The 24,657-nt window shown below is 68.0% G+C and carries 23 protein-coding genes and 1 pseudogene; 15 read left to right on the top strand and 9 right to left on the bottom strand.

Translation table 11 applies throughout. The features are described 5' to 3' along the window. The 6 genes from D7W82_RS17275 to D7W82_RS17250 all read left to right on the top strand — a co-directional run. Window positions 1-948, top strand: a 948-nt coding sequence (locus tag D7W82_RS17275) for an efflux RND transporter periplasmic adaptor subunit (protein ID WP_147439365.1), incomplete at its 5' end; no start/stop codon positions are given. Continuing rightward, a complete protein-coding gene (locus D7W82_RS17270) occupies window positions 945-4,058 on the top strand; it encodes an efflux RND transporter permease subunit (protein ID WP_120619404.1) in 3,114 nt (1,037 codons plus the stop codon). The genes D7W82_RS17275 and D7W82_RS17270, both read left to right, overlap by 4 nt. Then, window positions 4,055-4,738: a response regulator transcription factor gene (locus D7W82_RS17265; RefSeq protein WP_120619403.1), complete on the top strand. Its 684-nt coding sequence runs from the start codon at window positions 4,055-4,057 to the stop codon at window positions 4,736-4,738. Before D7W82_RS17270 ends, D7W82_RS17265 begins: the two co-directional genes overlap by 4 nt. Next, window positions 4,735-6,111, top strand: coding sequence for a sensor histidine kinase KdpD (locus tag D7W82_RS17260; RefSeq protein WP_120619402.1), 1,377 nt, complete (start codon window positions 4,735-4,737; stop codon window positions 6,109-6,111). The genes D7W82_RS17265 and D7W82_RS17260 overlap by 4 nt, the downstream gene beginning before the upstream one ends. A 147-nt stretch (window positions 6,112-6,258) precedes the next feature. After that, complete coding sequence (locus tag D7W82_RS17255; protein ID WP_120619401.1) at window positions 6,259-7,806, top strand: hypothetical protein; 1,548 nt, start codon at window positions 6,259-6,261, stop codon at window positions 7,804-7,806. Window positions 7,807-8,029: 223 nt separating this feature from the next. Then, window positions 8,030-8,938, top strand: a complete 909-nt coding sequence (locus D7W82_RS17250; RefSeq protein WP_120619400.1) for a metallophosphoesterase — start codon at window positions 8,030-8,032, stop codon at window positions 8,936-8,938. Between the two features lie 27 nt (window positions 8,939-8,965). Here the strand turns inward: D7W82_RS17250 and D7W82_RS17245 are convergent, their stop codons facing one another. Next, on the bottom strand, window positions 8,966-9,403 hold the full coding sequence (locus D7W82_RS17245) for a DoxX family protein (protein ID WP_120619399.1): 438 nt from the start codon (window positions 9,401-9,403) through the stop codon (window positions 8,966-8,968). 218 nt (window positions 9,404-9,621) lie between these two features. On the opposite strand from D7W82_RS17245, the gene D7W82_RS17240 reads away from it, so the two are divergent. Genes D7W82_RS17240 through D7W82_RS17225 form a run of 4 tightly spaced genes read left to right on the top strand, consistent with a single transcriptional unit; the run spans window position 9,622 to window position 13,110 of the window. Next, a complete protein-coding gene (locus D7W82_RS17240) occupies window positions 9,622-10,512 on the top strand; it encodes a transporter (protein WP_120619398.1) in 891 nt (296 codons plus the stop codon). After that, window positions 10,512-11,249 (top strand): hypothetical protein, encoded by a 738-nt coding sequence (locus tag D7W82_RS17235; protein WP_147439364.1) that lies wholly within the window; start codon window positions 10,512-10,514, stop codon window positions 11,247-11,249. Before D7W82_RS17240 ends, D7W82_RS17235 begins: the two co-directional genes overlap by 1 nt. Beyond that, the gene (locus D7W82_RS17230; RefSeq protein WP_120619396.1) at window positions 11,246-12,553 is read left to right on the top strand and encodes an ATP-binding protein; all 1,308 of its coding nucleotides are present in this window, start codon (window positions 11,246-11,248) and stop codon (window positions 12,551-12,553) included. Before D7W82_RS17235 ends, D7W82_RS17230 begins: the two co-directional genes overlap by 4 nt. Next, entirely contained in the window at window positions 12,550-13,110 is a 561-nt protein-coding gene (locus tag D7W82_RS17225) for a response regulator transcription factor (protein ID WP_120619395.1), read from the top strand. The genes D7W82_RS17230 and D7W82_RS17225 overlap by 4 nt, the downstream gene beginning before the upstream one ends. Window positions 13,111-13,120: 10 nt before the next feature. Here the strand turns inward: D7W82_RS17225 and D7W82_RS17220 are convergent, their stop codons facing one another. The 4 genes from D7W82_RS17220 to D7W82_RS40085 form a co-directional block, all read right to left on the bottom strand. Further along, the gene (locus D7W82_RS17220; protein WP_147439363.1) at window positions 13,121-13,534 is read right to left on the bottom strand and encodes a hypothetical protein; all 414 of its coding nucleotides are present in this window, start codon (window positions 13,532-13,534) and stop codon (window positions 13,121-13,123) included. An 801-nt stretch (window positions 13,535-14,335) separates the two neighbouring features. After that, window positions 14,336-14,647, bottom strand: coding sequence for a hypothetical protein (locus D7W82_RS17215; RefSeq protein ID WP_120619393.1), 312 nt, complete (start codon window positions 14,645-14,647; stop codon window positions 14,336-14,338). A 25-nt stretch (window positions 14,648-14,672) separates the two neighbouring features. After that, the gene (locus tag D7W82_RS17210) at window positions 14,673-15,026 is read right to left on the bottom strand and encodes a hypothetical protein (RefSeq protein ID WP_120619392.1); all 354 of its coding nucleotides are present in this window, start codon (window positions 15,024-15,026) and stop codon (window positions 14,673-14,675) included. 1,093 nt (window positions 15,027-16,119) lie between these two features. Then, complete coding sequence (locus D7W82_RS40085; RefSeq protein WP_147439362.1) at window positions 16,120-16,614, bottom strand: hypothetical protein; 495 nt, start codon at window positions 16,612-16,614, stop codon at window positions 16,120-16,122. 645 nt (window positions 16,615-17,259) lie between these two features. Here D7W82_RS40085 and D7W82_RS40080 point away from each other — a divergent pair. Both D7W82_RS40080 and D7W82_RS42550 read left to right on the top strand, forming a co-directional pair. Then, window positions 17,260-17,595: a hypothetical protein gene (locus D7W82_RS40080; protein WP_147439361.1), complete on the top strand. Its 336-nt coding sequence runs from the start codon at window positions 17,260-17,262 to the stop codon at window positions 17,593-17,595. A gap of 346 nt (window positions 17,596-17,941) precedes the next feature. Then, window positions 17,942-18,091 (top strand): annotated as a pseudogene (locus tag D7W82_RS42550) (recombinase family protein); the annotation flags it as partial. A gap of 210 nt (window positions 18,092-18,301) precedes the next feature. Here the strand turns inward: D7W82_RS42550 and D7W82_RS41575 are convergent. The 4 genes from D7W82_RS41575 to D7W82_RS17180 form a co-directional block, all read right to left on the bottom strand. Further along, on the bottom strand, window positions 18,302-18,568 hold the full coding sequence (locus D7W82_RS41575; protein ID WP_233587711.1) for a hypothetical protein: 267 nt from the start codon (window positions 18,566-18,568) through the stop codon (window positions 18,302-18,304). 1,778 nt (window positions 18,569-20,346) lie between these two features. Next, the gene (locus tag D7W82_RS17190; RefSeq protein WP_120619389.1) at window positions 20,347-20,763 is read right to left on the bottom strand and encodes a hypothetical protein; all 417 of its coding nucleotides are present in this window, start codon (window positions 20,761-20,763) and stop codon (window positions 20,347-20,349) included. Window positions 20,764-21,134: 371 nt separating this feature from the next. After that, entirely contained in the window at window positions 21,135-21,617 is a 483-nt protein-coding gene (locus tag D7W82_RS17185) for a hypothetical protein (protein ID WP_147439360.1), read from the bottom strand. A gap of 59 nt (window positions 21,618-21,676) precedes the next feature. Next, a complete protein-coding gene (locus D7W82_RS17180; protein WP_120619387.1) occupies window positions 21,677-22,612 on the bottom strand; it encodes an Imm5 family immunity protein in 936 nt (311 codons plus the stop codon). A 615-nt stretch (window positions 22,613-23,227) separates the two neighbouring features. Between D7W82_RS17180 and D7W82_RS17175 the strand changes: the two genes are divergently transcribed. The 3 genes from D7W82_RS17175 to D7W82_RS17170 are packed head-to-tail and all read left to right on the top strand — an operon-like array spanning window position 23,228 to window position 24,574. After that, complete coding sequence (locus tag D7W82_RS17175; RefSeq protein ID WP_120619386.1) at window positions 23,228-23,809, top strand: type IV toxin-antitoxin system AbiEi family antitoxin domain-containing protein; 582 nt, start codon at window positions 23,228-23,230, stop codon at window positions 23,807-23,809. Beyond that, complete coding sequence (locus D7W82_RS41570) at window positions 23,806-24,000, top strand: hypothetical protein (RefSeq protein ID WP_233587709.1); 195 nt, start codon at window positions 23,806-23,808, stop codon at window positions 23,998-24,000. Before D7W82_RS17175 ends, D7W82_RS41570 begins: the two co-directional genes overlap by 4 nt. A gap of 28 nt (window positions 24,001-24,028) precedes the next feature. Continuing rightward, window positions 24,029-24,574, top strand: coding sequence for a nucleotidyl transferase AbiEii/AbiGii toxin family protein (locus D7W82_RS17170; protein WP_233587707.1), 546 nt, complete (start codon window positions 24,029-24,031; stop codon window positions 24,572-24,574). The last annotated feature ends 83 nt before the right edge of the window (window positions 24,575-24,657 follow it).

Below are 24,657 nucleotides of genomic sequence, written 5' to 3'. Positions count from 1 at the left end.
GTCCAGCCCCGTCCCGCCCGAGGCGTTCCGCTGACGGAGGCCCCCGCCCGCGTGCTGCCCTCGCCTGAAGGCGCCGCCGTGGTGGGCGTGCCCCTGCGAGCCAGCGTGTCCCGCGTCGCGGTACGCCCCGGCCAGCAGGTGAAGAAGGGCCACGTGCTGATGGAGGTGCGCATGCCCGAGGCCGTCCAGGCCGCGGGACGGCACCAGGCGGCGACGCTCCGTCGTGAGGCCTACGCCAGGCGGCGGGAGCAGCTGCTCGCCCTCCAGGCACAAGGCATGGCGCGGCTGACGGAGCTGGCCGAAGCCGAGACCCAGCTCGCGGAGGCCCAGGCCGAAACACAGGCCGCGCTCGCGCTGCTCGCGGTGGCGGGACTCAACGCCGCGGACGCCGCCGCCGTGGCGCGCGGGGGCCCGGTGCCGCTGCGCAGCCCCGTGGAGGGCATCGTCACCGAGGTCTCCGGCGTGCTGGGAGAGACGCGTGCAGGCGGAGGCGCGCCACTGGTGCGCATCATGCGAGGGGGTGAAGCCCTGCTCGAAGCCCGCTTCGCCCGCCCCCTCCCCGCCGAGGCGCGCTTCGAGCTGGTGCTCCCCGGAGAGGCCCCGCTGCCGCTGAAGGAAGCCGGCCGCGCGCCCGCCATGGACCCGCGCGATGGCACCACGGCCACGTGGTTCATCCCGGAGCCACCGCGCGCCCTGCCCTCGGGCCTCACCGGCAGGGTGCGGGTGCGCGCGGACAGCCTGCCGGGCGTGAGCGTCGTCCCCGCGAGAGCGCTGCTGCTGGAGTCCGGCCAGGCGGAGGTGCTGGTGCGCACGGCGGCCGGCTTCCGCCGTCAGCCGGTGGAGGTCGTGGCCACCTCCGGCGCGGAGGCCCTGGTGCGCGGCGCCGGAGAGGCAGACGTGGTGGCCGCGGACGCGGAGGCCCTGCTCCTGGCCGAGGGCGCGCGATGATTGCCCGCCTCGTGGAGGCCAGCGTCCGGCATCGCGTCCAGGTGCTCGTGCTGACGGCGGTGCTCGCCATCGCCGCGGGCGCGGTGGCGTGGCGCCTGGAGCTGGACGCGCTGCCCGACATCACCACCAACCAGGTCCTCATCCTCACCCGCGCCCCGGGCCTCACGCCGGAGGAGGTCGAGCGGCTCGTCACCCGTCCCATCGAAACCACGCTCGGCGGCATCCCCGGCCTCGTCGAGCACCGAAGCCTCTCCCGCTACGGCATCTCCTCCGTCACCGCCGTCTTCGAGGACTCCGTGGACGCCTACCGCGCGCGCCAGGGCGTGCAGGAGCGCCTCAACGGGCTCGCCTCCAGCCTCCCGCCCGGCGTGGAGGCGCCGGAGCTCGGTCCCCTCACCGGCGGACTCGGGGAGGTCTTCCACTTCACGCTGGGCTCCCCCCTGCGCACCCCCGCCGAGCTGCGCGAGCTGGCCGAGTTCCGCGTGGCCCCGCTCCTGCGCGCCGTCCCGGGCGTCGTCGAGGTGAACAGCTGGGGAGGCCAGCAGCGCACGCTGGAGGTGCGCGCGGACGCGGCGAAGCTCGCGGCGCGCGGGCTGACCCTCTCCGACGTGCGGGGCGCGTTGGAGGAGGCCTCGGGCGCCGTCCCCGGAGCCGCCCTCCCCGCCGGAGAGCGCCAGGTCCTGGTGCGCGCGGTGGCCCGTCCCCCGGGCGCCACGGAGCTGGGCGGCGCCATCATCCGCACGCCCGGCGGCGCCACCGTGCGCGTGTCGGACGTGGCCGAGGTCGTCCCAGGCGCCCTGCCCCGCATCGGCACCGCCACCGCCAATGGCCGGGGCGAGACCGTCTACGTCATGGTGCAGATGCTCCGCGGCGCCAACGCCCTGGACGTGGTGGAGGCCCTCCACGCCCGCATGCCCGACGTGAAGGCCGCGCTCCCGGAGGACGTGCGGGTGGACCTCGTCTATGACCGGGGCGTCCTCGTGCGCGGCACGCTGCGCACGGTGGCGAAGAACCTCGCCGAGGGCGGCCTGCTCGTCATGGCGGTGCTGCTCGCCCTGCTGGGCAGCCTCCGGGCGGGACTGCTCGTCGCCTCGGCAATCCCGCTGTCCATGCTGGGGGCCGCCATGGGCATGGTGCTGCTGGGCATCCCCGGCAACCTGATGAGCCTGGGCGCCATCGACTTCGGCCTCCTCGTGGACGGCGCGGTGGTGATGGTGGAGGGCGTGTTCCATCACCTGGGCCACGCACGCGGCCCGATGTCTCGCGAGGCGTGGCGCGACAAGGTGGGCTCGGTGACGGCCTCCTTGTCGCGGCCCGTGTTCTTCTCCGTGCTCATCATCATGCTCGTCTACGTGCCCGTGCTGTCGCTCACCGGCGTGGACGGGAAGATGTTCCGCCCCATGGCCCTCACGGTGGTGCTGGCGCTCGCCACCTCGCTGGTGCTGGCGCTCACCTTCATCCCCGCGGCGGCGAGCCTCGTGCTGCGTCCCCAGGACATCCCCGAGCGCGAGCCCTGGCTGGTGCGCGCCGTGGAGCGCGCCTACCGCCCGCTGCTGGAGCACGGCCTGCGTCACCCCGCCTGGGTGGCGTGCGGCGCTGGGGCCCTGCTCGTGCTGGGCGCGGTCCTCTACCTGCGCGCCGGCATCGAGTTCACCCCCCAGCTCAGCGAGGGCGACCTGGTGGTGCAGACGACGCGCGGGGGAGACATCGGACTGGAGTCCTCCGCGCGGGAGGCCGGCCGGCTGGAGGCCGCCCTGCTGCGCCACGTCCCCGAGGTGACGCAGGTGGTGTCCCGCGTGGGCAGCCCCGCGGTGGCCACCGACATCATGGGCCTGGAGCAGGCGGACGTCTTCGTCACCCTCGAACCGCGCGAGCAGTGGCGCCCCGGGCTCACCCCCGAGACACTGGTGGAGGACATGCAGCGCGCGCTCGACGCCCACGCTCCCGGCGGGGAGCCCTCCTTCACGCAGCCCATCCAGATGCGCTTCAACGAGCTGCTCGGAGGCTCCGTCGCCGACGTGGCGGTGAGCCTCTACGGCGAGGACCTGCGCGAACTGCACCGACTGGCGGAGGCCGTGGCCGACAGGGTGACGGGCGTGAAGGGCGCGGTGGACGTGCGCGTGCTCGCGCCGCCGGAGGTGTCCCTGCTGGAGGTGGAGCCCCGCCCGCTGGACGCCGCGAGCGTGGGCTTCTCCGTGAAGCAGGTCCTGGAGGCGGTGCAGGGCGTGCGCACGGGGCTGGAGGTCGGCGCCACCTTCGACGGGCCCGTGCGCGTGCCCATCGTCCTGCGGCTCGGAGCGAGGACGGAGGCCTTCTCGCTGGAGTCCCTGCCGCTGCCCACCGCGTCGGGGAGCCTGGTGCCGCTGTCCCGCGTGGCGGACGTGCGGCTGACCTCCGCGCCGGCGCTGGTGAACCGGCAGGAGGGACAGCGCCGGCTGGTGGTGGGCTTCAACGTGCGCGGCGCGGACCTGGGCACGGTCGTGGAGACCGCCCGGGCGCGCGTGGCGGCGGAGGTCCCGCTCCCGCCCGGCTACCGCGCCGTCTGGGGCGGCCAGTACGAAACGCTGACCGCGGCCACGCGGCGGCTCTCGGTGGTCATCCCCGCGGTGGCGGTGCTCATCGTGACGGTGCTCATCGCGGCCTTCGGGCGGCCGAGGCCGGCGCTCATCATCTTCACGCACGTCCCCTTCGCCTGCGTGGGCGGCATGCTGGCGCTGTCGCTGCGAGGCATGCCCGTGTCCATCTCCGCGGCCATCGGCTTCATCGCCCTGTCGGGCATCGCGGTGCTCAACGGCGTGGTGTGGGTGTCGCGCCTGCTGCACCATGAAGCGGCGGGCATGCCGGTGAAGGAGGCCGTGCGCCTCACCGCGAGCGAGCGGCTGCGCCCGGTGGTGATGACGGCGCTGGTGGCCGCCCTGGGCTTCGTGCCCATGATGCTGGCGCGGGGCATGGGGGCGGAGGTACAGCGGCCCCTGGCCACGGTGGTGGTGGGCGGGCTGGTGACGTCCACGCTGCTCACCCTGGGCGTGCTGCCCTCGCTCTATCCGTGGCTGTCCCGGCGCCGCCCCCGGACCGGGCCCCTGCCCACGGCACCGGAGGAGCCCGCATGAAGCTGCTGCTGGTGGAGGACGAGGAGCGCATGGCCCTGCTGCTGCGCCGGGGGCTGTCCGAGGCGGGCCACCAGGTGGACGTGTGCGAGCGGGGCGAGGACGCGCTCCAGCAGGGCATGGACGTGCCGTATGACGTCGTGCTGCTGGACTGGAACCTGCCGGACCTGGACGGGCTCGCGGTGCTGCGGCGCTGGCGCGAGCGCGGACTGCGCACCCCGGTGATGCTCCTCACCGCGCGCGGCACGGTGGGCGAGAAGGTGGTGGGGCTGCGCGCCGGCGCGGACGACTACCTTGCGAAGCCCTTCGCCTTCGAGGAGCTGCTCGCGCGGCTGGAGGCCCTGCACCGCCGGGGCGACACGGGCACGCCGGTGCGGAACATCGGCCCGCTGGTGCTGGACGCCCGCCGGCGGGTGCTGCGGCACGGGGACCAGGAGCAGCCGCTCACCGGGCGCGAGTTCGCCCTCTTCCAGGAGCTCGCGGGGCACCTGGGCGAGGTGCACTCGCGCTCGGAGCTCCTCATGCGCGTGTGGGGTGACGCCTTCGACGGGCCCCCCAACATCGTGGATGTGTACGTGGGCTACCTGCGCGGGAAGCTGGCCCGGCTGGGAGCGGGGAGCGTGGTGTCCATCCAGTCCGTGCGCGGGGTGGGCTTCCGGCTGGTGCGAGGGGAGTCGCCGTGAGGCTGGCCGTGCGGCTGTGGCTGCTGGGCGCGCTCGTGCCGGTGCTGGGCGTGGTGCTGGCGTTGCTGCTGGCGGGCCAGCTCTTCGAGGCGTACCTGGAGCGCGTGGTGGACGACGCGCTGCTGTCGCAGGCCGCCACGGAGGCGGTGAGCCTCTTCGACGGCCCCGGAGGGGAGCCCCACCTGCACATGGAGGACTCGCCGCTCTCGGGCCTGGTGCAATCCTTCGCGCCGGTGGCGGAGGTGTACGGGCCGGACGGGCGGCGCGTGCTGTCCTTCCCGCCCACGGCCGACACGTCCGGAGAGCGGCTCCAGCGGCCCCCCGACACGGACGCGCCCCGGCTGGAGACAGTGCGCGAGGGCGACGCGCCGCTGCGCCGCGTGACGGTGCGCGTGGTGTCTCCCCGGGGCATGCCGTACGTGCTGCGGCTGTCCGCGTCACTGGCGTGGCAGGAGACGGCGGTGCGCGCCTTCCATGGCATCACCCTGGGGCTGGCCGGCCTGCTGGGGCTCGTGTTCTTCGGCCTGCAGACCTGGCAGGCGCGGTGGCTGGAGCGCAGGCTCGCGGAGCTGCGCGGCCTCATCACCCACCTGCGCGAGGGCCTCTGGTCCGGAGCCCCCGCGGGAGGGACGGCCCGGGACGAGGTGGCGGAGGTGGAGGCCGCGCTGCGAGAGGCCGCGAAGCGCCTGTCGTCCGCGCGCGAGGCCCAGGAGCAGCTCATCGCCCGCGCCGCGCACGAGCTGCGCACACCGCTGGCGCTCATGCGCACCCAGCTGGACCTGGCGCTGTGGAAGGAGCGCGATGGCGCCGAGCTGCGCGAGTCGCTGGAGGAGACCCGCCGCGAGGTGGAGCGCCTGTCCCTCCTGGCGGGCAACCTGCTGGACCTCGCCTCCTTCGGCCGTGGCGCGTGGGAGGTGAAGCCCGAGGACCTGCGCGTGCTGCTGGAGGATGCGTCGGCGGCGGCGCGAGCCCAGGCGGAGGAGCAGGGCGTCTGGGTGACGGTGGAGGCGCCGGAGCCAGCGCCGTGTCCCATCCACGCCAGCTCCGTGCGGCAGGCGGTGGACAACCTGCTGGCCAACGCGCTGCGCTTCGCCCCGAGCGGCACGGAGATCACGCTGCGCGCGGAGCGGCACGACGGCCTGTGGCGGCTGGCCGTGCGGGACCGGGGGCCCGGCATTCCTCCGGAGCACCGGGAGAAGGTGTTCACCCCGTTCTACCGCGCGGAGCCCTCCGGCCGGGGCGCGGGCCTGGGGCTCGCGGTGGTGCAGGAGGTGGCCCGGCGGCACGGCGGCCGCGCCTTCGTGGCGGAGCCCCAGGGCCCTGGCGCCGAGGTGGTGATGGAGCTGCCCGAGGCGGGACCGGCCACGAACTGACGGCCCTCACTTCACTGCCCTTCCAGGGTCGCCCCATGCCCTGACTGGGAAGAAAATTGCCCTCTCCCCAGGGAATGCCGCACGGACAGCCTGCTCTCCGGGGCGGGTACGCCGCTTGCTTAGGTGGCGCGTACGCGTAGGGAGACCATGGTGAATCGACGACTGCTGGGGCTGGGCGTGTGTGCGGGTGCGGTGATGCTGTCGGCGTGGGGGTGCGGCGGGACGGATTCGCCCACGACTCCCATTGATGACACGGACAATGTCGACCCGCGCGTGGAGGTGGACGCGGGGACCGGCGGTGACACCGACGCCGGGACGGAAGTGGACGCGGGCACGGATGCCGGCACGGACATCGATGCGGGCACGGATGCGGGGACCGGCACCGACGCCGGGACGGATGCGGGCACGGACGCCGGCACGGACGCGGGGACCGGGGTGGATCCGTGGCCGGCGGATCCGATGACGAACTATTCGGACCGCTACGGCATCGGCAAGGTGAAGTCGGTCGGCATCGACCTGGGCAAGAACATCTGGGTGCTGGACGGCGACCGCATTGGCGTCGTGCGCGCGGACACGCAGAAGCTGGTCTGGGTGTCCGGCGCCGTGGGCCAGGCGGCCTCGGGCCAGTCCTCCACCGTCATCTGCGGCGGCGAGGCGGGCCGCGCCTACGTGGGCTACAACGCACCGGGCCTGGGCGAGGATCCGGAGTGGCCGGACATCCACACCAACTTCATCGTCACCGCGAGGCCGTGCGAAGTCCCGGTGAACGAGACCACCTGCTTCCCCTACAGCACGCGCCGGCTCAACCTCTACACGCAGGGGGACGTGGACGCGGTGAAGCTGGACGCCAGCGGCCAGGTCGTCCTCGAAAGCCACATCAACCAGTCCCGCCGCGCCAACGTCGACGCGGACGGCAAGCCCTTCATCCAGACGGGCCCGACCGTGGTGGACGGCGTCAGCCTGGGCATCCGCAACAGCAACGACCACCACTTCGACGAAGACCGCGCCATGCTCAACTGCACGTCCGTGCTGCGCGGCCCGAACAAGGGCGACGTCTTCTTCGGCACCAACCACGGCGTCGTGCGCCTGCGCGGCCTGACGTACAACGCCCACCGGCATCCCATCTGGTACGAAGGCAACTCGCAGAAGGCGGGCTACACGTACGGCCTGGGCATCTCCCCGGACGGTGACGTGCTCATCGCGAACGACTGGAACTTCGGCACCGTCACGCCCGACACGAAGATGGAGAACTGGGACGACACCACCACGGAGAGCATCAACCAGCAGAAGGTGAAGTCCTCGTTCCTGAGCGGCCTGAACTCGCAGGCGGAGTTCGACTACTGGCGCGGCTTCCAGCAGACGGCGGACGGGCAGTACTACCTGGGCAGCAGCGAATACGGCCTGTGGAACATGACGATTACCGGCGCGCGGAATCCGTCGCAGCCGGGGACGCGCATCGGCGCGGACATCCCGGCGCTCACCCACATCAACTCGCTCGCGTCCACCAATGACGGCTCGCTCTTCATCGGCACCAACGCGGGCGGCCTCTACCGGCTGACCCCGGGCAAGACGCTGGAGAAGGTGGCGGGCGTGCGCGGCAACAAGGTGAACCAGCTCGTCTACGACGGCTCCGGCACCTCCGGCATGCTGCTGGTGCTGACGTCGGAAGGCCTGACGGTCCTGCGCGGCTACTGAGCAGGACTCCCACCCTGGCGCCGGGGAGGTGCGCATGTCGCACCCGGCGCCACGGAGGGGAAGGCCGCCTGGAAGGCGCGGGAAATGTTCTGGAAGGAGGCCCGGTTCTGCTTCCGCCCCCGTGCCTTGGTGCAAGGGGGCAGGCGGGCCGGGCCCCCGGGCTTCACGGCCCTCCGGACTGCTCACTACAATCGCCCTCGCCCCGCCGGAGGAATCCGAACGCATGCGCCTGAGACTCGCCCGCCGCCGTCACGCCGCTGGTGCCACCTCCTCCCTCGCCCTCTCCGAGGCAGTGGAGCCCCACGGCCGCAACGAGCTCCAGGCGCGAGGCCCCGACCCCTTCCGGCCGGACCGGCGCCTGCGCTGGCGGGACCACTTCGTCCTCACCGAGCACCTGCTCCAGCTGGACAGCATCCACCCGGAGCACGACGGACTGAGAATCGCGCAGCTGTCGGACGTGCACGTGGGCCAGGCGACCAGCGACGTGCGCATCCGCCGCGCGGTGGCCGCGGTGAACGAAGCCGCGCCGGACCTGGTGTTCCTCACGGGCGACTACGTCACGCACAGCCCCAAGCCGCTGCCGCGCGTGCGCCAGCTGCTCCAGGGGCTCAGCGGCCCCGTCTTCGTGGTGCTGGGCAACCATGACCACTGGGTGGACGCGCCCTACCTGCGCGCGGGCTTCGAGGACCTGGGCTACACGGTGCTCCAGAACGAGCACCGCGTGGTGCACGTGAAGGGCGCGCCGGTGACGGTGCTGGGCATCGACGACGGGCTGACCGGCATGGAGGACGTGGAGGCCACCTTCCGGGGCGCGCCCACGTCCGGCACGCGGCTGGTGCTGGCCCACACGCCGCCCACCGCGGAGAAGCTGCCCGCGCACGCGGGGCTGGTGCAGTTCTCCGGGCACACCCACGGCGGGCAGTTCATCGTCCGGGGCCTCACGGAGGCCCTCTTCCGCCGCGCGGGCCAGCCGTACATCCGCGGCCACTACCGGGTGAACGGCAACCACCTGTACGTGAACCAGGGGCTGGGCTTCGGCTTCGGCGGGCCGTACCTGCGCCGGGGCAGCACGCCGGAGGTCGCCTTCTTCACCCTGCGCACGCAGCAGGCCGCCTACGTCGGGGCGACCTGATCCACGAGCAGGACGGCGCGCCCGCCTTCAGCGCAGGGGCGCGCCCAGCTTCATGCCGCCCAGGGCGTTCTCGCGCTTCTTGCGGGACAGGCTGAAGGGGCCGGGCCCGAAGTAGACGATGAGCAGGGCCCCACCCGCCATGGAGAGGTTCTTCATGAAGTGGATGAGGTTGTTCTGCGCCTGCACCGGGTCATCCATCTTCCAGAAGTGATGGACCATGACGGCGGACGCCACCAGGAACACCGCGAGCATGGCCGCGCCCAGGCGGGCGAAGGCGCCCAGGAGGACGCACAGCCCTCCCACCACCAGCACCCCACCGGACACCAGCACCGCTGTCCTCGGGTCCGGCACGCCGGACGCCTGGGCGTAGGCCGTGAGGGCCTGGAGCTGGATGAAGTGATTGAGCCCGCTGGTGATGAAGATGACCGAGAACAGCAGCCGTCCCAGCGGTGCGAGCAGCCCCATGAATGACCTCCATGCCTCCGGCGTGTCCTCCCTCAACGCGGACGGGTCGGTGTCATTCTCCAGATAGGCACGGATGGGCGGGCGGACAGCCGCCCCCCGCTCCCCTGCCCGCTCTCCAGGCCGGGGGACGACCGGTCCGTCCCCGGGGTGACGCACCGGCGGGCTGCGACAACACGCCACAGTGTGCCGGGACGGGGGGACGCTAGGGTGCCCACGCCTTGAGAACCCCCACCCTGGCCCTCCTGAGCACCGCGCTCCTCCTCGTGCCCACCGCCCCGGCCTGGGCCTGCGCGAGCTGTGCGTGCGGCGACCCCACCCTGACGTCCATGGGAGGCGAGCAGCCCTTCGAAGGGCGCCTGCGGCTGTCCACGATGCTGCGCGCGTGGGGGCACACGGAAGGGGTGACGGGCGTGGACGCGCAGCGGCTGCGCGAGCTGCGCATGGACGTGGCGGTGGCGTACGCGCCCAGGCCCTGGCTGGTGCTGGCGGTGAACCTGCCGCTCCAGGCCCGCGAGGTCCAGGACGTGAGCCTGGGCCTGGAGCGCGGCTGGGGGCTGGGCGACATCGACGTGACGGCGAAGGCGTTCGTGTGGAAGGACAAGGAGTTCTCGCCGGACCAGCTCATCAGCGTGGTGGGCGGGGTGAAGCTGCCCACGGGCCCCCGGCTGCATGCGGGAGACGGCACGACGCTGGGCATCGACGCGCAGCCCGGCAGCGGCTCCGTGGACCCCATGGCGGGGCTGGCGTGGCAGGGCTTCCGGGGCAACTGGTCGTTCCTCGCGAGCGCCCTGGGCTTCCTGCCCTCGCGAGGGCGCGACGACTTCCGGCTGGGAGCGTCGGTGCGAACGCAGGTGGCGGCGCAATACCAGCCATCCCCCCGGTGGGCGGTGCGGCTGGGCGTGGACACCCGGGCGGAGCGGGCGCCGGACACGAACGGCACGCCGGAGGAGGCCGGAGGAGGCTTCATCGCGTACGCGTCGCCGGACGTCCTCTTCAGCCCGGGCATGGACGTGGTGGTGCAGGCCGGGGTGCGCATTCCTGTCGTCAACCAGCTGCGCCGGGTGTCGTCCACGCCCATCGCGGTGCTCTCGCTCGCGTACGACCTGTGATGATCCGCTCCTCGTGTCTGGGATTGGCGCTGTTGGCCCTGAGCGCGTGCGGCGAGCGCGTGGATGGCATGACCGTCACGCTGGGCCTGGAGCACCGGGCCACCGCGCAAGGCGTGCAGGCGGCGGGCGGTGAGCGTTCCTTCACGCGAGCGGATGGACAGGTGCTCACGCTGACGCGCGGCTACGTGACGTTGGGCAGCGTGGAGTTGAAGCCGTGCGAGGAGGCGCTGGGGTGGCGGCTCCTGAAGGCGCTGTCTCCCATTGGCACCGCGCACGCGCACTCGGTGGGTTCGCCGTTGAGGCTGGGCACGCCGCACGTCAGTGGCCTGGAGCGGCCGGACGGGAGCGTGCTGAAGCTGGGCACGGTGCGACCGCCGCCGGGGCGCTACTGCCGGGCGAGGCTCACCTTCGAGCCCGCGGACGCTGACGCGGAGGGGCTGCCTGGCGCGGACAGCGGCGTGGACATGGAGGGGCACACGCTGTGGCTGGAGGGGACGCGGGTGCCGGTGGGAGGTGGTGAGCCCCAGCCCTTCCGGCTGGTGACGTCCAACCTGGCCACGGTGGACGTGGTGTTGGACGGGCTGACGCTGTCCGAGGACGACCCGGCGGCCGAGCGCACCTTCGCGCTCGCCTGGGACACGTGGCTGGCCACGGTGGACCTGGCGTCACCCGGGGCGGCAGCCTCGGCGCTGGACACGGTGGCCCGCTCCGTGGCGATGTCCTCTGTCGCGCCATGACGTCCTCTCCGCCGCCTCCTTCCGAACCCTCGCTCCGAGCCCGCATCAACCTGGTGTGGCTCTTGAGGCTGCGCTGGGGCGTGCTGGTGGGGCAGGCGGTGCTGGTGGCGGTGGCGGTGTGGGGGCTGAAGCTGGCGCTGCCGGTGCCCGCGCTGGTGGCGCTGCTGGGCGTGGAGGCGGTGACGAACGCGGCGGTGCGCGCGGGGCTCGCGAGGGCGAGGCCGGTGGCGGAAGCGGCCATCTTCGGGCTGATGCTCTGGGACACGCTGGTGCTGACGGGGCTCCTGGCGTTGAGCGGCGGGACGCACAATCCCTTCACGGCGCTGTACCTGGTGAACGTGGCGCTGGGGACGGTGCTGCTGCCGCCGCGCCGCACGTGGGCGATGCTGGGCTTCACGCTGTTGGCGTTCGGGTCGCTGTTCGTGTTGCAGGACGTGACGCTGCCGGGACTGGAGAGGCCGGACCACGCGGAGCTGATGCGGCTGCACCTGAGCGGCATGTGGGTGGCGTTCGCGGTGGCGGCGGGCTTCATCGTGTATTTCATCCAGCGAGTGACCCGGGCGCTGGCGCTGCGTGAGCAGGAATTGGAGCAGACCCGGGCAAGGCACGCGAGGCAGGAGAAGGTGGCCTCGCTGGCGACGCTGGCGGCCGGAGCGGCGCATGAGTTGTCCACGCCGCTGTCCACCATCGCGGTGGTGGCGAAGGAGCTGGAGCGGGCGCTCGCGGCGTCACAGACCTCCGAGTCCGTGAGAGAGGATTTGAGGCTCATCCGCCAGCAGGTGGACCGCTGCCGGGACGTGCTGGTGCAGATGTCCGCGGACGCGGGTCAGACGACGGGAGAGCCCTTCCAGCCCATCCCGCTGGAGCGGCTGGTGGAGGAGACGCTGTCGGAGCTGTCCGGCCGTGAGCGCGTGAAGGTGGACGTGCCGGAAGCGCTGAAGGCGCATCCAGTCCACGGACCGCCGCGGGCGTTGGCGCGGGTGCTACGGGGCCTGGTGAAGAACGCGCTTCAAGCAACGCCCGTGGGTCGGGGCGTGGAGCTGCGAGTGCTGCCGGAGGGAACGGGAGCGCGGCTGGAGGTGCGCGACGAAGGCCAAGGCATGCCGGAGACGGTGCTTCAGCGCGCGGGTGAGCCGTTCTTCACCACGAAGGCGCCGGGTGAGGGCATGGGGCTGGGATTGTTCCTGGCGCGCTCCTTGGCGGAGCAGTTGGGCGGAGCGCTGGAGCTGCGCTCGAAGGCGGGGGAAGGCACGACGGTGAGCCTGAGCCTGCCGAGCGCGGACGCGAAGGAGGCAGCGGCATGAGCAACACGGCTCCAGTGGATCAGCGTCCCAGCCTGCTGCTGGTGGACGACGACAGCACCCTGCGTGAGCGATTGGCACGAGCCTTCCGCGAGCGCGGCTGGGACGTGACGACCGCGGGCAACCACGACGAAGCGATGGTTGCGGCAAGGCGCGAGTCACCGGAGTACGCGGTGGTGGACCTGCGCATGCCGGGGCACAGCGGTCTTGAGTTGGTGAGGGACCTGCTGGCGGTGGACGCATCCACGCGGATCATCGTGTTGACGGGCTACGGCAGCATCAGCACGACGGTGGACGCCATCCGGCTGGGAGCGGTGAACTACCTGCCAAAGCCCGCGGACGCGGACGACATCCTGGCGGCGTTCGCGAGGGCGGAAGAAGCGCCCAACGTCGCCGCGCCGGAGACACTCCAGGCGCCGTCCCTGGCGCGAGCAGAGTGGGAGCACATCCACCGAGTGCTCGCGGACAGCGCCGGCAACATCTCCGAAGCCGCGCGCAAGCTGGGCATCCACCGCCGGTCGCTCCAGCGGAAGCTCCAGAAGTACCCGCCGTCGCGCTGACGCGGAGCCGTCACTTCCGTTGCCGGAGTTCCGAAATCCATCCATCCACGTTCGGGTGGCCGGTCTCTCGCAGGGCCTGAACGGCCTCGGGACTCAAAGCCTTCTCAATCTCCGAAACGGGTTCAGGGAAGTAGAACCGTTCCACCAACCATCCCTGGTCGAGCGACTCGACGCTGAGCGGAAGTGCCCCGAACAACTGCTCGTATTCAGGCTGACCGCCGTACTCGGACCCGAGCCAGGCCAGGAAGAGGAGCTTCATCTGCACGAGATGATCTTCCCGGTTCCACGAAGAGCGGTCCGGCTCTCCCTTGCGCCAGAGCTGTGGCTCCACGAGCCACTCAATGTCACGGAGTCCCAGCGCAGCGGCCCGAGCCGGGACCGTGGGCTTCGGCCTGATGAGATAAAACGCCTCGTGAAGCATCACCCGTCCGAGCAGCCAGCTATTCCGAGTTCTTGGGCTTCTCGAATTGCTTCATCACCCTATCACGCACATCGGACAGATTAAAATGAACAGCAACGTGCTTGGCATCCACCGGACAGAAGATACCTGGATGAGTTCCCAACCTCCTCGCGTCCTCCAAAGTGGTCGCAATCTTCAACACTGAACGACACCTCGGGCAAAGCACCCTACCGCCAGCCTGCGCCACGGTTATTGCAGCCCGATAATCCCCGGCAAACACAACCTCGCTCACGAGCATCGCCTCCTGCAGAGTGCGCAGAGCTTATGGCACATCGCCTTCGAGCACGTCTCCCTGCACGAAACTCTCCACACCTGCATCGATTCAAGGGGCATCAGGCGGCAGATTTCCCCATGCGTCCGGATTCTCCGGCTCGGGTGTCAGCGCGAGCCGGGTGAACCGGCCACCCCGGACCTCAACCACCGCCCACAATTCGGCCAGGCAATTCGGGCAGCGGCCAAGTCCGTAAGCCCAGACGTCGCGCCCTACCGCCACTGGCTCAGGCCCCACGGGAGACCGCCGCATCTTGGGTGCAAGGCCCCAAACGATGTCGCCAGCAGAGAACTGTCTGTGTTCCAAGACTCCGATGTCCGCCTGAAAAGCTACCTCGCCCAGGCAGCCGCAGGCACTGCACCCAACCACTCCCAAGAATTCACTGTACCTGCCCATCGCACCGCCCCACATCCCCCTTGCATGAGGCCAGATGCACTGTTCTCTCCAACAGCATCGGCCTGTCCTGTTCCGTCTGTTCTTTCCAACCACGGAGATCAATGCGGATCCGGAACAAAGTTCATCCCCACGAATCTCCTGGCGAAGTCATCCGGATCAATCACCTCTTCATGCTGCCGTGCACGTTCCTCGTTCTTCTTCCAGATCATGATGATTTCTGCGGCGGGATCGGTGCCCCACTGCATCGCGGCCCGGAGCACCTCCTGCCAGCTCCCCTCTGCGTGGAATGCAGTTCGCAGCTTCGGACAAGCCACTTCCAGCTTCGCTTCGTCCTCGGCACCGAGGCGGCCGATAGCCCAAAGGACATAGCGCTCCAACAACCAGATCAGGATTTGGCGTGAGGCGTCCACTACAGGGTTCCTCTTGGGTCAACGTTCACTGGGCATCCTGGCCGTCTCTGATGACGATGACATCCCGCCCGTAGCCTGAGCCCCAGGGCTGCTGGTCAATGAGCGAGAGGTTGCCCTCGGACAGTGCCGTCCAAAGAGCCATGACGGTCTCACGCGAAACTCCCATCATGTGGCGAGGAGCAACATCCTCCTCGACGTTCTCCCACACCAAGCGTCCGGACGGATAAAGGCTTAAGCACCATTCCGTCTCATGCTTTACGGACACCGTCTGGTGCTCGCCGTCGGAACACTCCAATTCGCGCCACAGCTTATCGAAGATATCGGATAAAGGACCCTGCTCGAACTCACCACCGAGGTGCGCAACTGAATACACAGCCATAGATCCTCAACTCACAACACACTCCAGCACTACCTGGCACGAGCTTCCAGCTTCCGACGCAGGCCCTCAGCATTCTCACGCGCCCCAGGCGCGCCACGCTGAATTGCGAGCTCATACGCATCAAGCGCTCGCGCATACCATCTTGCGGCCTCGGCAGCAGCATCCGGGCTACGTCCTGACCTGGAATCGGCCTCCATTGCTAGCAATTCCATGGCATGGGCTTGACCTCCCTCCTCAACTGCACGCCGGAGCCACCGCAATGCCCCGACCGGATCGCGCTTCAGCCTGCTCCCAGAGACTCCTAGTAACCATACTCCCATTTGCAGCATGGCAGATGAGTCCCCATCCGAGGCGGCCCTCTCTACTTGCTCGAAATACTCTGGCGGATAGTCACGCATTTGACCGTCATGTCTCCACGTCACCTACTCTCCAGGAAAAGCGACGCATCCTTCAGGCTCTTGTCCGTTTTCCGCAAGCGCCCCATCGCATCCAAGCACAAAACCTTCCGCTCCTTATTGCTCAATCCGGGCGCAAAATCCCTCTCACGATTAATGAAGCGCTGCCTCCAACGCTTCGGGCTCAGCCGTGAGCTTTGACAGATCTACATCCAGCTCACCTGACCACCACGCCGGAACAAGTGCTGTTGCATGTTCGTAGGAACGGCAGGCACTGCACCACTCCCAACTCGCTCCGCGCGACACGTACAACTCTCCATCAGCCACGACCTCAACCTTCTTTCCATGCTGATAATACCGATGAAGTGTTCGTGCGCCACAGACCGGGCATGGCGAGGACAAGTTCAAGCCCTCTCTTGAGCCTGCGAAGACAGCATACCACTCCCGCAGGCACTCTTCCGGCACACCCCGCCAAGCCTGACCATGACCGGTGCTCATCTTTCACCTCGAATGAATGCCTCAAGGGCATTCCCAGCACCCCAGGGACTTCCATCACCAACAGACGACACATTTCCATGAGGTCTATGAACACCGCCATGCAGACAGTCGCACCCATGACTCAATTCATGCGCGATAGCATTTGCAAGAGTGGCTTCGTCGGCAAGCGCTTCGGGGCCAACGCGAATCACCCTCCCCCCTCATCTCAGATGGCGAAGACGTTCCACGAATCGACCGGCCGCTTCTTGGCACCCCCACCCATCTCCTCGCACCCTGACCTGCTGTAAAAACCCTTGAACAGTGTTCTCATAAGCACCAGACCAGGCTTTGGCCTCATCGACAATTCCAGCCCCAGAAACTCTCGCCAGCGAAATCGCCAACGCTGCGGCCAAGACGTACCCCATCGGCTCAAGCTCGCCTCCCACTTCGAGCATTGCTTCGAGCTCTCCATCAGGCGCTTCGACCACCGTACAAAACACCAGGCTTTGCGGGGCAACCGTGGCAAACCGCCAGACAGCCATGCCGCGACCAAGCTCGCGCAAGTTCGCGTACTCGTCTTGATTTCCGAAGCCATCGAGCACCACCACCTCAGGAGGTGGCGCATCAATCAATTCGGCAATAGCTCTCGATGCACCAACAATGACATCCCCAAGACCCATCTTTCCACTCACACGAACAGTCAACGAACTACTCATCACCACCCCCGACCAGAAAGTAGCACGACGCCATCCCCAGCAAAGACTGTGATCCTACCAATGACACCTTGATTTGGTATCTGGCCCATGCCTCCAATCGGAACCAAGGCAGGCGCATCATGCATCCGACCTAGTCGTGTTGAGTCGAGCAACTCCATGGAGCCTTGATGGCCACGCGGTGCTCGAACGAGGAGTGCCCGGGGAGCGCGGGGTTCCATGACGAGGCCAGCTACGGCGAGGTGCCAACCTGCGCCCGGGCGTCACCTGGTTCGGCGAACCCGTGGAGAGCGAGTCCTTGGAGCGCGCCGTCCGGTTCATCCAGGCGGCTGAGGGATACCCCTTCTACTTCCTGGCGGCGGGCACTTCAGGGCAGGTGCTCCCGGCCGCCCTTCTCGTGAAGCTGGCCCGGGCGTACGGCGCCCACACTGTCCTCGTGAACGTCGGGGAGGCGGAGAACTCCGCCGACTTCGACACCATCCTCGACGCGCCCGCCGGCCAGGTACTCCCGCGTCTCCTCGGAGCCTGCCCCCGCGGGGGCGCGCGAGCCCCGTCCGCCCTCCGAGCTGCGCCTCCCCAGAGGAGTCCCCCGCCACCAACGCACAGCAAGCATCAACCCCACACCCACATCCGCCTGGAGCCCTCGCCATGTCCATCCCACTCGACTACTGCGACCTCGACTCCACCTCGATGCTCACCTCCGTGGACCTCGTCACCCTGGCGGAGGAACTCGCAGACTTCCTCGACTGCGGCCGGGAGGACTTGGTGGGCTGGTACCGCTCGCTGGCCATCGCACTCTTCGAGCGCTTCAACCTGCTGCGCCTCCCCCAGCAGCAAGCGGTGGCGGAGGCGACGCAGGGGGCGGCCCTCCTCAAGGTGCTCGGAGTGGTTGGAGGCGCCCGACCACCACAACGCCCTCGGCCGCGCCTGGGCGATGCGCGAGCGGCTCCTGGCCCTCCCCGACTTCGAGGCCGGACTGATTGAGGGCCGGCCCTTCCTACTCGCTATCGGCCGCAACGTCCTGTCCAAGCCGGTCCGCCCTCTCGCCAAGGAGGTGTCCGACTCCCTGCTGGCCCACGCCCGCCAAGCCATCGAACTCACCCGGAAGCTCCAGACGTTCGACCCCTGAGGCAATGGCCGCACCCGCCCGCTCACGCCCCCAGTGCCTATCGAGCCCACCCGCCACCAACCGCCCAAGGAGCCCGCCATGACGACCGCCGCCTACCTTCGCGTCTCCAGCCGAGCCCAGGACACCGCCACCCAGCGGGCCGCCGTCGAGCGCGCAGCCTCCGCCCGGGGCGACACCGTCACCCACTGATACAGCGAGAAGCGCAGCGGCAAGACGCTCGCCCGGCCCGAACTGGAGCGCCTCCGGGCCAATGCCCGGGGTGGCCATGTCCGCCGGCTGTACGTCTTCAAGCTGGACCGGCTCACCCGCTCGGGCATCCGGGACACCTTCGAGGTCATCGAGGAGCTACGCGGTGCCGAGGTCCACGGTGGCGCGGGCCGTGGCGGCCGGCCCGGAGTCCGCAGTCGCCTGAGCGGGGCTGTCTCGGAAGTAGACTACCGGCCCCCCTGCTCACCACAGTTGCTCGGAGGGCCGTCAAGCAGCAGGACGACCCCACCATTTCGGGACAGCCACGCTCGGAATCGCAAGGCGCCACCTACAGCCGCCCGCTGCAAGCGTGAATCAGTCTTCCGCTCGAGCGATAGAGACGCACTCAAGAGCCAGCCGGACCAACTCCTCCATGTCGGCCACTGGGCGCTCGGTCATCATCTGGCCGGGCCCCATGTGGGAGAACGTCCACGTCTCCCTTCTCTTGCATAGCGCGAACGCTACGTAGTTCCCGGTCGCGGGGTGCCTGTAGCGGCACATAATCATTGAGTCAGCCCCCCCCATGTAGCGGACCTCGATACCCCTGCTCCGCAGGAGTTCAACCGCCTGCGCCAGGTTCACTGACTCCCTCCTTCCGAGCTGCATCCTGCGCCTCTGGACGTCCGAGTAACGGTCCAGAAGTGGGCCGGTCTCGTAACCCAGATGTACTCCGACCTGTCCATCTTGGCCTCGTAGCCAATACCGGGACCTGGCGACTCAGGAGACGCCTCAGCCTGCGGCCCCCACGGGTCCCGAATCCGAACCTGCTTGGGGGTCGTCTTGTCGACAATCACTGCATGGGCGGGGCCATAGGAGCCTCGCATGAACGCAATGTACGGGTAGCTCTGCTGTTCAAGCTCGTCAGGATACACAGGTTTTCCACCCACTGGGTACCGGAGTCAGGCTCGTACTTGTTCATCGCCCTGGCGAGACTTGGCGCATCTGTTCCCATCTCAGGCGAGAAGTTTGAGGCATCGCGAAGGTCTGTCTCAGAAACTTCGACCCCGCGCTCCTTCAGTAGCTGCCGTGCACAGGCAGGGCCGCACCCCATCTTCGTCTCTTGCCCGACCATGTTCTCGGTCGGCTTGACCGCCTTGAGGGGGGAGCGCACCTCCGGAGCCCGCCTCGGGTACATGTGGCACCGCCGCAGTTCCGCCACTCGGGGTCTCCACAACCTCGGCCGCATCGGGCGACGAGCCGCGCGTAGACCTCAGTTGCATTCGGGTCAGCGTCACCCCGGCAGCCACCTCTGCGCCGAAGCCCGGCGCAGGAAGCCCTCCGCGGTCGAGGCGCGTTAGGCACCGAGGCGATCCGCTTGGCCGGCCCTCACGCGGTCCATGCCCCTGGTCCTTGACACGGAAGCGACTCTTGCCGACTGCTTACTCTCCAGCCGACTCAAAGGAAACTGGAGAGCCGCCCCCATACAGGACTTGAGCGTCTCCCCTTGAAACGCGCTCAGCCAAGCTCCGGCCGACGAAAATGGGGACCTTGTCCTTGGAAACGAGGGGACTCTCCTTTTCAACAAACGCCAGGAGTTCCTTCATCATGTTCTTCAGGCGCCTTCCCTCCGCACCCCCACCGGGCGACGCATCAAGATAGAACCGCCCTGGAATCACATCGCGGTCCCGCGCCTGTGCTCTGGTCCACTCCAAACATGCACCAGCCTTGGGATAGACATGGAACTCGCCATCCCGCCCGACCACGGGAGCAACGCGACCCTGGACAAGAGCCAGCAGGTCTGCCGGAAACACGACCTGCTCGGGACTCGAACATTGCCCGACCGGCACCGCCTCTAGCTGAGGGTTCGTTGAAAACCGTGGTGCACACATGGCCTGCCAGCGGTCCCTCAGAAACTCACAGAGCCGTTGCTCGTCGCGCGCATCAGTTGCGATTCGAAACTGAGTACTCATGGCTGCCGATTCCCTACTGGACCCCAGCTGGGCTGAAGGTGCGGATTTACGACGGGGCCTGCAGCCGGATTCGTCTTGTCCCAGAAGTAGATTGTCTCATTGCTGTACGCAGGTGAATCGAGAATATCATGGATTGCTTCACGCTCGCGCAGAATCGGGTCCCCGCGCTTGTTCAGGCCACCCATCTGGTGAATCTCGCCGGGGCCAGCGGCATCTGCAGCTCGGTTTCCGAACGGCACCTCGGTCTTTAGGCCTTGCTGCTTGAGGCGCTCCTGAATCTTTTGGTGCCCGGGGCCACCGCTTCGACCACCGCGGCTGTGCTGGAACCACTCCTCATACGGCAGCTGGCCTCCTCCACAGGCTCTACATTGGTCCCCGACCTGTCCTTGGCCTCAGAAACGGTCCGTTCGCGCCCCCTCTGTCCACCGCCGTCGCGCTGACGCGGAGCCGTCACTTCCGTTGCCGGAGTTCCGAAATCCATCCATCCACGTTCGGGTGGCCGGTCTCCCTTAAAGCCTGGACGACCTTCGGCTTCAAAGCCTTCTCAATCTCCGAAACGGGTTCAGGGAAGTAGAACCGTTCCACCAGCCATCCCTGGTCGAACGACTCGACGCTGAGCGGAAGTGCCCCGAACAACTGCTCGTATTCAGGCTGCCCGCCGTACTCGGACCTGAGCCAGGCCAGGTAGAGGAGCTTCATCTGCACGAGATGATCTTCCCGGCTCCACGAAGAGCGGTCCGGCTCTCCCTTGCGCCAGAACTGTGGCTCCACGAGCCACTCGAGGTCACCGAGACCCGATGCGGCGGCCTGAGCCAGGACCATGGGCTTCGGCCTGATGAGATAAAACGCCTCGTGAAGCATCGCCATCACTCCTGGACTTCGCCTACATGAATCAGGCGCCAGCCACCCTCCGCGAAGGCAGCGGCTTCGACGTCAACACTCGCGAGTGGAAACCGACCGGAGATCCTTCAGCGCATGCGTTTCCGGCAACATTTCCCCCTCAAGTCGCAAGCGCTTTACCCTTTCTGTGCCCCGCCAGAGTTCACAAACACAGGGGCTGATGAAGCGGGGCATTCCTGGATTCTTCCCACAAAAACAACATGGCCGTCGGCGAATCGAAAGGCTTCTTCGATAGCCATCTCCCATTTCATGTTCATGTCGACACGGCCCTTTCGGATTTCACCATGAATCAAGAATCGCCCCCTCCGCAATGCGTAGCCGGCTACAAGCCGTGAACATCACTTCGACAGTCCTTCGGCAGGTAGCCAGGAACTGCCCGCCAGGAAGGAGGCATATCGTTCCCGCAGATCCCGGATCATGACGCCTTGATCATAGGCGCGAAGTAGCACTTCTCCGCCTTGCAGTGAGACCAGGGTCCTGCACGAAAGGCGAACCGACAGTGCTCGACCCAGCTGATCCCCCAGCACCGCCTCCACCTCCTTCCCGAAACACTCGCGCTGGCCAAAAATCTGCACCTCCACCACGAAGGCGTCCAGGTCCAAACCCCACGCGTCAGCGACTTCATCCCCAAGGCGATGGGCACGAAGAAACGCTCTCGTGTAAGCCAGCTCGGCGGAGAGGTCCTCAACGGAAACATGAAACCAAAGGACGCTCGCCTCGGATAGATCACCTTTCAACCCCAGGCATTCCCGCAGGGCGCTCTCGACCCCAGCCCTATCCCGCGATTCTACTGCAATACGAACAAAGGCTTCTCCGTTCATGTACGCGTCTCCGCACTCACGGCAGTTGAACCTCGCGAAGCCCCGGTAGATCCGACTCATCAAACACAGAGTTCTCCACCGAGCACGTCTCCCTGCGCGAGACTCTCTGCACCATCACCAGACAAGACCAGCTCAGCGGTCATCCCAGCCTCAAGCTTCTGGAAGCTGTGGCCATAAGCGCGTATCTGCTCAATGCGAATCGAGACCGGCCGGTCGTCTGAGCGAATGGACGGACCATACCCTTCGGGTGTCCGCACTGGAGTCAGCTTGAAGGCGACCGAGAAGACATCGCCGACGCGGATGATTCCTTCGAAGATGCGTCCGGCTGCGCGGACGCCCCCCGGCTGGGGATTGACGCTCGCCACTGCGAATTCGATGGGGCTGCTCGCCACGGCTCGATACGCATGGGGTACAGCTTCGGACAGCCACCACTCCCAGAACTGAAGCCGGCGCTCGGGGTCGGATGATGCGTCCCAGGAGGGCCCGCCCGCGGAGGCAGCCGCTGCGAACATGGACGCATCCATGTCTTCCGCATCGACCTGGTTGTCGCGCAGGTGCGCATCGTCCTCAGTCAGCGGGAAGGTCTCGTCGTCGATGCAGGTGAGCAGGGCCTGCACCGCGGAGAATCCCGCTGCTGCTCCCTGCGAATCCTCATCCGAAGACGACAACTCCACCATGTGGTCCCAGGCCCGCTGCCAGAGTGCCTGGGCTTCGATCTTGTCGAGCCGCCCCACCCTCATCGCTTCCGCCGCATCCAGCACCGTGTGCGGCGTGCGGTCCTGTGAGGACTTCAACTCCCAGAGAGGAAGCACAAGCCGGGCAGTCGTGAGCGCCAGCGCCACACGCCGGGCATACCCTGGTCCACGCCCCTGCTCACGCCCCAGCGACCTCCAGATCTTCCGCCGCAGGCCCAACGAAAGGTCGTGCACGGGGTCCGCTCGCACTGACTCAATCGCCCGTTGAAGCAGGGACTTCAAAATCTCGGGCTCACCCATCCTCAATCTCCACGTTCGGCCTCCCCTGCATCGATTCAAGGGGCATCAGGCGGCAGATTCCCCCATGCGTCGGGATTCTCCGGCTCGGGTGTCAGCGCGAGCCGGGCAAACCGGCCACCCCGGACCTCAACAACCGCCCACAATTCGGCCAGGCAATTCGGGCAGCGGCCAAGTCCGTAAGCCCAGACGTCGCGCCCTACTGCACCTGGGTCAGGCCCTACGGGCGACCGCAGCATCCTGGGTGCAAGCCCCCAGACAATCTCACCGGCAGAAAAGCGCCTGTGCTCCAGGACACCGATGTCCGCCTGAAAGGTGACCTCGCCCAGGCAACCGCAGGCACTGCACCCAACCACTCCCAAAAATTCATTGTACCTGCCCATCGCGCCGCCCCCTCCGCTCCACAGCAAGGCGGAGGCTGACAAAGCTTCCTCCGTCGCGCTGATGCAAGCCGCTCGGTTTCGTAGCCGTGACGAGGCCTTCCTGCGGAGCGCATCCCACTCCTCCAGGCCCCTCCACCCGCACTCTGTCCGCACAAAACTAAAATCCGATGAGATTTCTGTGCGGCTCACCGCGACCCAACTCGCACGAAACTAAAATGGGACTATATTTTCGTGCGTGAGTTTCGAGCCGCCAATCAAGCCGGACTGGGACCAACTCTACCGCGTAGCCGAGGCCCAGGAGGGCCACTTCACGACGCAGCAGGCGGCCCAGGCGGGTTATTCGCCTCAGCTCCTCGCTCACTACGTGCGCATCGGCCGGGCTTCGCGAATCCAGCGAGGCATCTACCGGCTGGTGCACTTCCCAGCGGGCGAGCACGAGGACCTCGTCGCGGTGTGGCTCTGGTCCGAACAGGTGGGAACCTTCTCCCATCAGACCGCACTCGCGCTCTACGACCTCTCTGATGTCCTGCCCGCGCGGATTCACCTGACGCTCCCAAAGGCGTGGAAGACGCGCCGCCTGCGCGTGCCGAAGCCAGTCGTGCTCCATTACGCCGACCTGCTCGACTCCGAGCGCCAGTGGGTGGGGGCCGTCCGGGTCACGACTCCCTCCAGGACATTGGATGACTGCGCGCGGAGCGCGCTCACTCCGGACCTGATGCGTCAGGCCGCGCTGCAAGCCCTGCATCGCGGCATGGTCAGGGGCTCCCTTCCAACCGTGGAGGAGGCCCTGAAGCCCTTTGGAGGCCTCGACGCGTGACGAGCCGCACCTATGCATCGCCCGCGGCCTTCAAGCAGTCGCTGGAGCAGCGCCTTCGCCAGGAGGCACAGAAGCGCAACCTGCCGCTCGAACGTCAGCGCGAACTGCTGGCCTTCAGCCGCTTCCTCGCCCGCGTCCACGCGAAGCTGGGCTCCAGCGTCACCCTCAAGGTTCGAGGTCCGCCCGGATGACGAGCATCCCAAGATCCAGAACGAGAGCATGCGCTACGAAGGGCTGCGCTTTCGCGCGGAGTGCAGGCTCGCCCAGAAGCTCTACAGTCGCCCTTTCGACGTGGACGTCGCCTCCGGGGAGCCCATGCTGGGAACGCCGGATGAGGTCACGGCCCCGGACGTGCTCGGCTTCGCGAACATCGCGCCGCCCCGCCTGCGGCTCTACCCCGTCGAAACCCATCTCGCGGAGAAACTGCACACATACACGATGCCCAGACTGCGGCCGAACTCCCGCGTGAAGGACCTGCCCGACCTCGCGCTGCTGGCGCAGGCACGGAAGCCACTGGAGGCAGTGCGGCTGCGACAAGCGCTCAAGCTGACCTTCGACTTCCGAAATACCCATCCACTGCCGGGCGCCCTTCCCCTCCCGTCCAGGGATTGGGAGAGGCCCTACGCGGACATGGCCCAGGACAACCAGCTCCCCTGGCCCACACTGGAGAAAGTGACCGAAGCCGCGAAACGCTTCCTCGATCCCGTCCTGGAAGGGGCATCCATCACCCGTTGGGTTCCGGAAACCTGGAGTTGGAATCACTGAACAAGGGCTGACGACAGACCACGAACGTGCAGATGCCCCCCCTCTGGCTTTGCCGGCGCGGAACAGGCTCTACTGAGAGGCGC

Source organism: Corallococcus sp. CA049B, from assembly GCF_003611685.1.
Taxonomy (GTDB): Bacteria; Myxococcota; Myxococcia; order Myxococcales; family Myxococcaceae; genus Corallococcus; species Corallococcus coralloides.
The sequence above is the reverse complement of the archived record's forward strand: the minus strand, read 5'-3'. Positions and strand labels throughout refer to the sequence as shown.